Below are 12,357 nucleotides of genomic sequence, written 5' to 3'. Positions count from 1 at the left end.
GTAGTGGAGCCGGACATACTCAAGGGATGCATGGCTTTCTTGCATCCCTTAAACAGTGGAGCCGGACATTCTCATGGGTTGCAAGGCCTTCTTGCACCCCTTGAAAAGTGGAGCCGATCATGCTCATGGGGTGCAAGACCTTCTTGCATCCCTTGAAAAGTGTAGCCGGCCATACTCAGGGGATGCATGGCCTTCTTGCATCCCTTGAATAGGGGAGGCGATCATGCTCATGGGATGCAAGGCCTTCTTGCATCACTTGAGTAGTGAGGCCGGACATTCTCATGGGGTGCAAGGCCTTCTTGCATCCCTTGAATAATGAAGCTGGACATACTCAGGGGGGGGCTTTCTAATAAAAACTTTCACCCGCCAAATCAGCTTCGCATCAATTTTCCATACTCTCCTGGAAAGCAAAAAGACTGCTCCGAAGAACAGTCTCTTTACACAATTTTTATCAGCTCGTTGCCCAGTGCCCTACTGTTTCCAGGGCAGAGTCGTGTGGAAAATATTCTTTGAAAATCCGGTAGTAAAGAAGTTCCTGCTTTGAACGAATCTCTACCAGGTGCTCTTTCTTTTCTTTCTGGTACTCCACATCGGAAATTGCTGCTTCCGCATATTCCTCCAGAATATCTACAGCTCCGCTTCCTTCAGAGAACTCTGCTTTTTTACGCCATAAAATATGCTCCGGAAGCTCCCCTTCAAATGCGCGGCGAAGCACTGCTTTTTCCATTATATCATCGGACGACAGCTTCATCTCTGCAGGAATTCTCAAGGCATAATCGATGAGATCTAGATCGAGAAACGGTACACGCCCTTCAAGTGAATGAGCCATACTCATCCGGTCAAGACGCTGGAGATTAATATTGTGCAGAGAATTAATAATGCGCACAAGCTCTTTATTCAGCTTACCGGAGTCCTTCAGCTCCTGTAAATAAGCATATCCGGAGAACAATTCGTCAGCACCTTCTCCAGACAAAACAACTTTTACTTTTTCAGCAGCAATTTTTGAAACAAAAAAGCACGGTATTGCACTTCTCACAAGTGACGGATCATACGATTCCAGATGATAAATAACTTCTGGGAGCGCCTCGATGAGTTCTTCTTTCGTATATACATATTCATAATGCTTCGTCCCGATAGCTTTCGCTACATCTCTTGCTGCTGCGATATCCGGGCTTCCCTCGATACCTACACAGAAAGAATTGAGCGGATCTTTCCCCTTGTGCTTCTTTGCTGTAATCGCGGCTATCAGGCTGCTGTCCAGGCCGCCGCTAAGGAGTACGCCAAGAGGAACATCGGCCATGAGCCGTTTTTCTACTGCTTGTTCCAGCTTTTCTTTCAATCCTGACAAAATCTTTTTTTCCGCTGAATCTGCCGGGAAAGTTTCCTTTGCCGCTTCAATCCTCCTGTACTGCACAAATCCTGTTTCAGGAGTATAGTAGTGCCCTGGCGGAAACTCTTTCGCCTCCTCGGCAATGAAGTAAACAGATTTAAGTTCTGAAGCAAAAACAAGGTTCCCTTCCTTGTCCTCTCCGTAATAAAGAGGCTTAATTCCTAGGGTGTCCCTGGCTGCGAAAAATGAACCTTTATTCACGTCAGCAATGACAAAAGCAAACATCCCGTCAAGAAGTTTTACCCCTTCCACACCAATGCGTTCATACAATTTAAGGGCGATTTCACTGTCTGACTCGGTTAAAAATTCCGTGTCGTGCTCCATCTCCCTTTTCAGAACCGGAAAGTTATAAATTTCTCCGTTGCAGACAATGTACTTGTCCGCTGCCTTATTGGCTATCGGCTGCTTGCCTTCATCCACACCGACAATGGAAAGTCTCCTGTGGCCGAAATGGAAGGAATCCAGTTTGATATGGTCTCCTTCGTCTGGTCCCCGGTGCTTCATGCTCGTTAAAATTTCGTTCATTTTTTCATCCTGCAATTGTCCTGTTACGGCTATAAAGCCACACATTAACATTCACCTCAGATTAGTTTTGGGAAAAAGCTGCCTTGTAAAACTGCTTGAACATTCCGGATTTTCACTACAGACCTTCCTGATGTGGAAGGCGTACTTTTTATATTTTTTTATGTACCGGCTATTTCAGCTTTATAGTGCAAACGTTTCCCGTATTTTTATAAAAACAAGCTGTACCGCGTAATCATACAACAGCACAGCTTGTTAATAACCTTTAGATTATTCTTCAATAAGGCCGTTCTCAACAAGCCATTCTTTTGCCACTTCTGATTCATTTTGCTGCTCAATATCAACCAGATAGTTGAGTTCTGACATTGTTTCTGTATCCAGTAATTCAGCTAGTGGTGCTAAAAGCTCCTCAAGCTCTCCATGCTCTTCAAGTACTTCACTGCGAACTGTTACGGCAGCATTGTATGCCGGGAAGAAGCCTAAGTCATCTTCCAGAGCCAGCAAGTCAAAACCTAAAATACGGCTGTCTGTGGAGAAGCCCATGGCTACTTCAACCTGTGCGTCGTTAAGCGCCTGGTATGTTAGACCGGAGTCCATACGAACGATATTAGCATCGCCAAACTCAAAACCATAAGTTTCTTCTACACCGGCAAGTCCATCTGCACGGCTGGCAAACTCAGCATTAGATGCGAATGTCAGCTCTCCAGGATTGCTGTTAACATATTCTGCAAGGTCGGAAACGGAGGAAATACCCAAATCATCGGCTGCTTCCTGCTGCATCATTAACGTATATGTGTTGTTAAGATTAGCCATATCAAGCCATTCAATAGCATTTTCTTCAGCATCTGTTTCTTTTACGATATTATAAGCTTCTTCGGAAGATGCTACCGGATCCTGACCAAGGTAGTTTACAAGTCCTGTACCTGTGTATTCCCAGTACAGATCCACCTGAGAGCTTTCAAGTGCCTGGCGGAGCACCTCGCTTCCCATGTTGGTTGCTTCATCGACCGTATACCCGTTTTCTTCAAGGTACAAAGATGTTATTTTTGCAAGTACGAACTGCTCAGTGAAGTTCTTACCTCCAACTGTTAGTTCACCCTTCGTTTCGCCGCTCGCGTCGTCTCCTCCGCAAGCTGCTAGTGTTAATGCTGCTGCACTTAAAACTGTAGCTGTTAAAAACTTTTTCATATTTATTCCTCCTGGTATTTTAATTATTATTGCATGGTTAGGGAAATCTCCCGTTTGACGGGAAGGCCCCCCGTTTAGTTTTATCTGCGCACTTTTACTTATTAAGCCGCTTCCCCGTTGTCTGATGGAGCGGAACGCTGAAGACCTTTCGGAATCAGCACCCTTTCCGACTGACGGAGCATATAATCTACGAGTACTGCCATAAGCGTTACAGGCACTGCGCCGGAAAGGAGATATTCATTGCTTCGCATGACAATTCCGGTAAAAATATAGTCTCCAAAACCGCCTCCTCCAACAAGATAAGCAAGTGCGGCAGTACCAATGTTCATTACAACTGCTGTCCTGACCCCTGCCATGATCGGATACATAGCATTCGGCATTTCCACTTTCCTTAAAACTTGAGCCGGAGTTAACCCCATCCCTTTAGCTGCGTCTCTTAAGGAAGGATTCACAGAGTTAATCCCTGCAACTGTATTTCTTAAAATAGGAAGTACGGAAAATGCGAATAAAGCGAAGACCGCTGAGTTAAAACCAATTCCTAAATAAGTCATAACAATAGCGAGAATTGCGATACTTGGTATTGTCTGTCCCAGATTAGCTGTGTTAAGCACAATCCACTCCAGCTTTTTAAACTTCGGTCTCGTTACAAAAATACCTAATGGAATCGCCACAGCAATGGCAAGGGCTGAAGATACCGCCACCATCAGAACATGCTGGCGCAGCAGATGGAAAAACTGTTGCGGGCGGTCAAAAATAATCTGGAAATATCCGCCTGTAATAGCCCATATGAAGAAAATTACAATCAAAAGCGTAAAAGTCCATTTAAATATTTTTGTAAAAAGAAGCTGTCTGCTCATTCTCTCACTCCTTTCTTAAAAATTTCCTGATTTTATGTTTTGCTCGGGTACAAGAGACTTTCCTGCGTTACCTCTGACTGGTTTTGTTATCTCAAGCGGGCATGCGAGACTCTCTTGCGTTACCGCTCTTCTGCTTTTTTCGCTCATGCGGGTATGCAAGCCTCTCTTGCGTTACCGCTCTACTGCTTTTTTCGCTCATGCGGGTATGCGAGACTCTCTTGCGTTACCGCTCTTCTGCTTTTTTCACTCGAGCGGGCACGCGAGACTCTCTTGCGTTACCGCTCTTCTGCTTTTTTCTCTCTAGCGGGTATGCGAGACTCTTTTACGTTACCGCTCTACCGCTTTTTTCGCTCAAGCGGGCATGCAAGACCTTCTTGCGTTACCGCTCTTCTGCTTTTTTCGCTCGAGCGGGCATGCAAGACCTCCTTGCGTTACCGCTCTTCTGCTTTTTTCACTCGAGCGGGTATGCGAGACTATGCAAGTTACAACCCTCACGCAGTCTGGGAGTTGGACTGAAGGTAGTTTTGCACATCTGCGATGGTCAGGGAGCCGATAACCTGCTTGTTATGGTCTTCCACGAGAAGCTCGCTCTCTGAACCGTTGAATAAAGTGGATAGTACTTCCCTTAAATTCGTATCTACAGAAACACGTGGAGTCGTTAATTTATTTTTCACCGGCTTCAGTTTTGTCTGGTCCAGCAAATCTGCAACTGTGTAGAGGCTCAGGCTCTTAATAGCGCGGTCTGATCCCACAAACTGGCGGACGAAATTATTTTTCGGATTGGCGAGCAGCTCAGCCGGGCTGTCATACTGCATTAGCTTTCCGTCTTTGAAAATAGCAACACGGTCACCCATTTTGATAGCTTCGTCAATATCATGGGAGACAAACAGAATCGTCTTCTGAACTTCCTTCTGAATTTGAAGGAATTCGTTTTGAATATGTGTCCGGATAATCGGGTCGAGCGCTCCAAACGGCTCGTCCATCAGCATTACCGGCGGATCAGCTGCCATGGCGCGGACAATTCCTACACGCTGCTGCTGTCCTCCAGATAGCTCATGAGGGTATCTGTTTCTGTACTCATCAGGTGCCAGGCCCACGAGATCCATCAAGTAGTTGAAACGATCCCGCTGCTTTTTTCTGTCCCAGCCGAGAAGTTTAGGTACGATACAAACATTTTCCTCAATATTCATATTAGGAAAAAGCCCGTTGCTCTGAATGACATAACCGATTTTTCTTCTCAGTTCAATTTCATTTAATGAAGAAGTATCTGTTCCATTAATGGAAATCGTCCCGTCCGTTATAGGAACTAGCCTGTTTACCATCCGCAGCAGCGTTGTTTTACCGCAGCCGGACGGACCGAGAAATACGGAGATATTACCTTTTTGCACTGTAAAATTCACATCATCGACAGCTTTAACATTGCCGTTATATATTTTCGTAACGTTTGAGAATTGAATCATCCGTTATTCCTCCTTACTTGAGTTTTCATTTGTTTGCTTTAATAAGCCTGCCGGTATAAAAGTGCGTTCCGGCTGTTATGCTTGGTTGCTTATGCGCCTTTTGGCGACAGTTTTTTCTGTACGAGACCGAGGAGCGAGTCAGCGATAATTGACAGAAGGGATACTCCAATCGCACCGGCAATTACCATATCCCGGTTCGACCTTGAAATTCCCTGGTCGATCAGAACTCCTAATCCCCCGGCACCGATAAATGCGGCAATCGCCCCAATTCCAATGCTCAGCACGACAGCTGTTCTTACACCTGCCATAATGACTGGAAGCGCAATTGGGATCTCCACCTGGCGCAGGCGCTGCCACGTTGTCATTCCAATGCCTATCGCAGCGTCACGCATGTCCGGGTTAACGTTGTTAATCGCCACATATGTGTTCCGGATGATTGGCAGCTGGGAATAAAGGATTAATGCGATAAGAGCCGGCAAAAAGCCAATTCCCTGGTTAATTACCGAGAGCAGCGGAATCATCAGGCCAAACAAAGCGATACTCGGGATCGTCATGATAATTGCACAAATCTGCAATACCGCCTCCGCCAGCGCTTTATTAGTAGTAAGATAAATTCCAAGCGGCACGCCGATCAGGATTGCAATCACAACCGCTGTTGCAACAAGCTGAAAATGCTGGAATGTAAGCTCTAAAATATAAGACCAGTTATTTGTGAAATATTGAAAAACACTCTGCAAACTCTCCACCTCCTAAAAATTATTCAGCCAAAGGGTCTCGACCAGCCAGCGCCCGAAAAAAGCTTCGGGAAGGACTCCGACCAAGGGCTCCCGACAAGGACTCCGGACAAGAGCCCCGACAAGGGCCAGACCCCCGACAGTTTTGTGTAAAATTGTGTATGGGTGTTTTATTTTGATTATCAGGTGCTGCAGACTCTGTTTATATAGTTTATTTGCAAAATCCATGCCAACTTTTCAAAACACCGCAAAAAAATCGACAAAATTCGTTTCAGACTGCGATTTCCCTTGCCTCCAGACACTTGTTGTTTTCTTCCAGCAAACATCTTAATAGCAGATTCATACGTTTTACCTTCTTGCTACAGGGGGAAAGAGAGAAGAATAAAATAATTTTTACGTAAAAATATTTTTACACAGAAAATTTTTTTTACAATTTTCAACAAAGAACGCTGTGATGCTATATTGATTGTAATAAGCTAAACAGGTAATATCGCCTCACGGAAGTTGGGCCTTGAACCATGTTTCAGAAAACGAGCAAAACCAATCCTCATTCCGCCAAATCGAAAAAGTCGGTACTCCTGGGAGGGCTAACAGATCCTTGTTCAGCAAATAAGCATATGATCCGCTATTAATCGGGCAGTTAAGGTGAACCTATACACAACAACAAACAAAAAACGCCTGGATAATAAAATCCAGGCGTTTTTACTCGTTCATAGCCAAACCTCAAACTTCTTAAACACTGCTTTCCCTGATTATCAGATCAGTTGCAATGACTACTTTTTTGGAGATTTTCCTTTCTGAGTCAAGGCGGTCAAGCAGAAGCTCGACAGCTGTCTCGCCCATTAAGTCCGTGTGTATTTTTACAGTGCTTAACGGAGGATAGATATACTTGGAAATACTTATATCATTGACACCCATGATACTTACCTCTTCAGGCACTTTAATCCCTTCCTCATGGAGCGCTTTCAGACAGCCGATTGCCATGGAATCATTACCCGCGAAAAAAGCTGTCGGCAGGTCACTCCCATGGTCTTCAATCGCCTTTTTCATCAGGGTGTAACCATCCTGGTCAGTAAAGTCTCCTAAATAAGTGTATTTATCAGAGAAAAGCCCTTTTTCAGTTAAATAGGTACGGAAAGCTATTTCCCGCGGCTCGGTATATTTACCAGGCTCGCCTTTATAAGTTTCATAACCGCCGATGTACCCTATTTTCTCATGGCCATTTTCAATGAAATGATTGAGCACTTTCCGTGTGGCGTTTTCAAGATCCACAACTACCGCGTCAAACTCTTCTTCGCGGGGGCTGGAATCCACGAAAACAACTACATCAGCAAGCTTTTTCAGATTATTAATCTGTCTGTCGCTGAAGCGGCCCAGAGCGATAACCCCTCTGATTTCAGCCGCATCTATCGCTTCAATATCGTTATACGTGTATTTCAGAATCTGTATATCCTTCTCCTGGCAGCTTTTTTCCACACCAAGACGGATGGACATATAATAGAGATCATCCAGCTCTTCTTTTTCCGTATAACGATCAACCAGAGCTATTTTTGAAGGGACAGGTTTCTTTTTCTTATGCTTGTTGTACGAAAACTCTTCCGCTGCTTCAAAGATTTTCTTCTTTGTTTCGTCCGCTACAGACAAGGACATATCATAATTTAATACCCTGGAAACGGTTGCAATGGAAACACCAACTTTTTCTGCAATATCCTTAATCGTTGCCATAACACATCCTCCGTTTTATCCGGGCATTACCTCGTCTGCCACTTGTATTTCTCCATCTTTTTCAACAAACAGCTTGTATTCAAAAGCTTGTAATTGATGTCCGCTGAAATTCCTTGCCTCGTCCTGGTGGTTCATCACAAGAAGGTAAGTAGTGCCGTCATGCTTCTTTTCCACACATTCTACTCCCTGCTCCGTTTCCCGAAGAGTCAGCCCGGCTTCAGCCGCTGCAAGTGCCACAACTTCTTCTGCTACAGCTGGCTCCACGCCGGCGCCAACATAGTAAGCTTTCCCTTTTCCAAACTTATTTACTGTAATACTGGCATATTCACTGTAAAATTTGTCAGCATATTTATAAAGAGGTTCTGCGGTTACAGGAGTGATAAGATCCCGCCAGACTGTACACTCGCCCTGCTTCCCGCCTGACACTGCTTCCACCGGAACATTCTGATCTTTATTCAATGATTCCGCTTCAAATATCTCTATTCCCAGCAGTCTGGACAGTTTTCCGGGAATAACCTCGCCTACTTCAAGATTATTCTGACGGTCTTTCACGCCCGCCCGGAAGGACACAATCAAAGTTCCGCCGTCTGCAACGTACTCTTCAAGACGCTTCGCCAGTTTTTCATCAATTAATTTAGGAACTGGCACTACGACTGTTTTGTATTTGCTAAAATCACGATCATACCTGATAACATCAATTTTAGCATTATTTGCATGAAATGGCTCATATAACCTTAACAGTTCATTCGTATAATCAAATTCACTGCTTTCCTGCTGCACACGCCATGACCAGATGTTATCGAAGTCGTAAAGAAATGCCACTTCCGCCTCAACAGGTGCAGTCAAAATGTCTTTCTGAGCAGAAACTGTTTCAAATAGCTCTTTCACTTCATAATATTTCCGGCCTTTTCTGTTATTCGCATCAATGATACCGAGGCAGTTTTGCTCCGCTCCCCGGTTCATCCCCCGCCATCTGAAGAACAGCATGTTGGAACAGCCGTGGGTGAAGGCGTGATAAGCCCAGAGCTGAGCCTGCTTCGGGCGGGGCAGATAGCCGATTACATCATGCCCTTGAGCTCCCATCAACTGCTCAACGATCCAGAAATCCTGGCCCTTGGTCCCTCTTACAAAATCAAGTGTCATAGACAAATGCCCTGGGGTAATTGGCTTCACTAAGCCTCCCCAGACAGGATAGTTATCATAGGATACGAAATCCAGTTCATCGGTGAATTCGTTATGGTCGAACCACTTCCCGAAGAATCCGCCAGGGAGATTGGTAGTAACTTCCTGGTGATCTCCTTTCAGCTGCTTAACAAGGTTAGTGTGCTTGTTAGCGAACCTGCTGAGGGAGTAAGATCTGAATCTGCTCCAGTCCAGTCTCATTGCCGGGTTATGGATAGTTATTGTTTTTGTCGGAACAGGAATTTCTTCAAATGTGTTGTACGTCTGGCCCCAGAAAATCGTTCCCCAGGCTTCATTAAGCTCATTGATATCCTCGTACTTGTTTTCCAGGTATGCGATGAACTCTTGATGGCAGCTCCCACAGTAACACATATCGCTGCCTTCATGGCCGAATTCATTGTCAATCTGCCAGGAGATAATTGCTTCCTCACCGCTGTAATGCTGCACCAGCTTTTCCACAATACGCTCCGAATAAAACTGATATGTTTTCGAATTATAGCAGTACTGTCTTCTGCCCCCGAAGGCCATTTTTACTCCAGCTTCATCCTCTATAAAAATATCCGGATGAGCATTTGCAAGCCAGGCAGGAAACGTAGCTGTCGGCGTACCGAACATTACTTTCATGCCATACTCTTTCGCCTTTGCAATTACCATATCGAAAAAGGAAAAATCAAAAACCCCTTCTTTCTCCTCCATCATATGCCAAGCGAATTCTCCAATACGGATTATGTTTACGCCCATCTCTTTCATTCTCGTAAGATCATCGTCTATAAAGTTAACATCCCAGTGTTCAGGATAGTAATCTACGCCTAAATACATCGTCTTCACCCCGCCCTTTGTTGTCTCTGAAATTTTCCTGTGCTCTTTTTCCAGAGCCGGGATTTAATTATCACAGCTCGTCTATGTTCCAGGCAGCATGAGGCTGCATTGAACAATTCTAGTTAATTTTTTTCAAGTAAAACACCTGCGACTGAAAATCGCCGCCTCGTTCCGCCTGTGCTCCATTTGCACCGTTGAACTCTCTGGATAAATTCAGTCCTCTGTTCATTAATTCATCGCCAAAATAAGTCACACCGCTTCCGTCCAGCATGTATTCTGCGGATGGATCCAGCCCTTTAAGCCTAAGTGTCTGTTCCTTTTTCGGGTTTGGTTCCGCAAGAACCTTGTACCAGCCGGCAAGTGCTTCAGAGCCATCCTTTGCCGTAACAACCCAGGCCGTTTCGTTCCCTTGGAAAGGGCTTTTAAGCCTGCGGAAAACTCCGTCCCTGATAAGCTCCCGGTGTTTTTTATAAAAAATGATTTGCTCTTTTACTTCCTGCCGCTCAGCTTCAGACAATTCCAGCGGGTTCAGCTCATATCCAAAAGTGCCAAAATACGCTGTATTCCCTCTCATTTCAAGGGAGGTCTCTCTTAATGTCTGATGGTTAGGCACTGCCGAAACATGGGAGCCGATGCTGTATAATGGATAAGCATAGGAAGTTCCATACTGTATTTTCAGCCTTTCCACGGCGTCAGTATTATCGCTTGCCCATGCCTGGGGCGCGTAGCGGAACATCCCAGGGTCAAAACGGCCGCCCCCTCCTGCGCATGACTCAAACAATACTTCCGGAAATTCAGCTGTCAGTTTTTCGTACAGGGAATACACTCCGAGCATGTACTTATGGAAAAACTTCCCCTGATCCTCCGCATTTAAGGAACGAGAGTACGCTTCAGTAATACTTCTGTTCATATCCCATTTAATATAAGAGAGTTTTGCTTTTCTGATAATCTGAGCCATTTTTCCATACATGTACTCCACAATTTCCTGCCTTGAAAAATCGAGTACAAGCTGATTTCTTCCGTAAGAAAAATGTTCCCCAGGCTTGCCGATAATCCAGTCAGGATGCTCTTCAAACAGCCGGCTGTCCTGGCTTACCATTTCCGGTTCGAACCAGAGGCCGAACTGAAGGCCGGTCCCTCTGATTTTTTCTGCGAGTCCGTCCAGTCCGTCCGGAAGCTTTTCCCTGTTTTCATCCCAGTCTCCGAGGGAAGAGGTATCGTCATTTCTTTTGCCGAACCAGCCGTCATCCAGGACAAACAGCTCAACTCCAAGCTCACTTGCACTTGCAGCAATACGCTCCAGCGTATCTGCATCAAAATCATGATAGGTGGCTTCCCAGTTGTTGATCAGTACAGGACGCGTTTTTTCCCGCCAGTATGGAGGGATAAGATGACGTTGGTAAAACTGATGGAATATCCGGCTCATTCCGTTCAGGCCTTCATCGGAAAAAACGAGTACAGCTTCCGGGCTCTGGAACGTCTCTTCCGGTTCAAGCTTCCATTCAAACCGGAATGGATGAATGCCCATCGAGACTCGCGTCTGTTCATAGTGGTCCACTTCAGCCTGAGCGAGAAAGTTCCCGCTGTAAACGAAGTTAAATGCATACACATTTCTCTGATGCTCATCGGCAGAAAGGCTCTGTAAAGCTAAAAATGGATTGTGCTGGTGGGAACTTGCTCCCCTTGCACTGGAAACAGACTGAATTCCATGTTCGAGTCTCCGTTCAATAACGTGCCGTTCTCTCGTCCAGGCACCGGAGAGCTGATGCATTATAAAATCCTTGTGGTTAAAATCAATGGAAGTGCTCATAAGCCTCTCGATAAAAAACTTTTCAGAGCCGTTATTGCGCAGGCTGCTGCTTCTTGTTATAACAGCATGGTCACGGAAAATCGTATAATTTAAAGTAAGTTCGGCACCAAGGTTTTTATCCTCAAGGAAAATCTGGAGAGTTGTCGCTTCTCCCCTGTCATCTACGTAGGTGGAAGGGAGTCCTTCAAGTTCCGGCTTCCCTTCGAGTACCTTATAGCCCTTATATTTAAAATCCGTTATATGGCTTCCCTCTATAGTTTTAATACTCACGGCCGGTTCGCGAAAATCCGTTTTCCCGTATACCGGAAATTCCTGTTTTACCGCCTCAAGACTAAAGGCAGGGTCTTCCTTATAGATATGGGAGCTGTTTGGCACCGGGTTCCCGTAATCCTGAAAGTGGGAAAAATCTTCCCGGTCCCTGACCGCTTTGCCATAGTAAAGGCTGCCTAAATGGCCGTTTTTCATCACATGAAATATATAGCTTACTTGTCCGTTAGTTAAATGGAATTGCTGCTTTTCTGCGTTAATAAATACTGCCATTTTTCATCCCTCATCCCGTTTCCGGTTTGTCGGTTCATTTTTGTTATTGTCTGCTGCCTCCTCTATCGAAGGAGGTATATTCAGAGAAAGGGAAGGAGGCAGCCCTCCATCCCTTTATTTTTCATCTCCT

At 45.1% G+C, this 12,357-nt stretch carries 8 protein-coding genes; all 8 read right to left on the bottom strand.

Annotated features, from left to right (window positions below; translation table 11 throughout):
- Positions 1-451: 451 nt before the first annotated feature.
- The 8 genes from asnB to BK582_RS08250 all read right to left on the bottom strand — a co-directional run bounded on the left by asnB (position 452) and on the right by BK582_RS08250 (position 12,227).
- Positions 452-1,960: an asparagine synthase B gene (gene asnB, locus BK582_RS08285; protein WP_078594167.1), complete on the bottom strand. Its 1,509-nt coding sequence runs from the start codon at positions 1,958-1,960 to the stop codon at positions 452-454.
- Between the two features lie 222 nt (positions 1,961-2,182).
- Entirely contained in the window at positions 2,183-3,100 is a 918-nt protein-coding gene (locus BK582_RS08280; protein WP_078594165.1) for a glycine betaine ABC transporter substrate-binding protein, read from the bottom strand.
- A gap of 101 nt (positions 3,101-3,201) precedes the next feature.
- Complete coding sequence (locus BK582_RS08275; RefSeq protein WP_078594163.1) at positions 3,202-3,957, bottom strand: ABC transporter permease; 756 nt, start codon at positions 3,955-3,957, stop codon at positions 3,202-3,204.
- Positions 3,958-4,448: 491 nt separating this feature from the next.
- Positions 4,449-5,417: an ABC transporter ATP-binding protein gene (locus BK582_RS08270; protein WP_078594161.1), complete on the bottom strand. Its 969-nt coding sequence runs from the start codon at positions 5,415-5,417 to the stop codon at positions 4,449-4,451.
- Positions 5,418-5,506: 89 nt separating this feature from the next.
- Complete coding sequence (locus tag BK582_RS08265) at positions 5,507-6,163, bottom strand: ABC transporter permease (RefSeq protein WP_476729630.1); 657 nt, start codon at positions 6,161-6,163, stop codon at positions 5,507-5,509.
- A gap of 720 nt (positions 6,164-6,883) precedes the next feature.
- Positions 6,884-7,876, bottom strand: a complete 993-nt coding sequence (locus BK582_RS08260; RefSeq protein ID WP_078594157.1) for a LacI family DNA-binding transcriptional regulator — start codon at positions 7,874-7,876, stop codon at positions 6,884-6,886.
- Positions 7,877-7,891: 15 nt separating this feature from the next.
- Positions 7,892-9,877, bottom strand: a complete 1,986-nt coding sequence (locus BK582_RS08255; RefSeq protein ID WP_078594155.1) for a beta-galactosidase — start codon at positions 9,875-9,877, stop codon at positions 7,892-7,894.
- 118 nt (positions 9,878-9,995) lie between these two features.
- Positions 9,996-12,227: an alpha-galactosidase gene (locus BK582_RS08250; protein ID WP_078594153.1), complete on the bottom strand. Its 2,232-nt coding sequence runs from the start codon at positions 12,225-12,227 to the stop codon at positions 9,996-9,998.
- Positions 12,228-12,357: the final 130 nt, after the last annotated feature.

Source organism: Evansella clarkii (genome assembly GCF_002019695.1).
In the GTDB taxonomy this organism is placed as follows: Bacteria; Bacillota; Bacilli; order Bacillales; family Salisediminibacteriaceae; genus Evansella; species Evansella clarkii.
The sequence above is the reverse complement of the archived record's forward strand: the minus strand, read 5'-3'. Positions and strand labels throughout refer to the sequence as shown.

What these genes read in the sequence shown, in the direction of transcription:
- asnB (WP_078594167.1), bottom strand. Translation starts at nt 1,960, where the DNA reads ATGTGTGGCTTTATAGCCGTAACAGGACAATTGCAGGATGAAAAAATG.
- BK582_RS08280 (WP_078594165.1), bottom strand. Translation starts at nt 3,100, where the DNA reads ATGAAAAAGTTTTTAACAGCTACAGTTTTAAGTGCAGCAGCATTAACA.
- BK582_RS08275 (WP_078594163.1), bottom strand. Translation starts at nt 3,957, where the DNA reads ATGAGCAGACAGCTTCTTTTTACAAAAATATTTAAATGGACTTTTACG.
- BK582_RS08270 (WP_078594161.1), bottom strand. Translation starts at nt 5,417, where the DNA reads ATGATTCAATTCTCAAACGTTACGAAAATATATAACGGCAATGTTAAA.
- BK582_RS08260 (WP_078594157.1), bottom strand. Translation starts at nt 7,876, where the DNA reads ATGGCAACGATTAAGGATATTGCAGAAAAAGTTGGTGTTTCCATTGCA.
- BK582_RS08255 (WP_078594155.1), bottom strand. Translation starts at nt 9,877, where the DNA reads ATGTATTTAGGCGTAGATTACTATCCTGAACACTGGGATGTTAACTTT.
- BK582_RS08250 (WP_078594153.1), bottom strand. Translation starts at nt 12,227, where the DNA reads ATGGCAGTATTTATTAACGCAGAAAAGCAGCAATTCCATTTAACTAAC.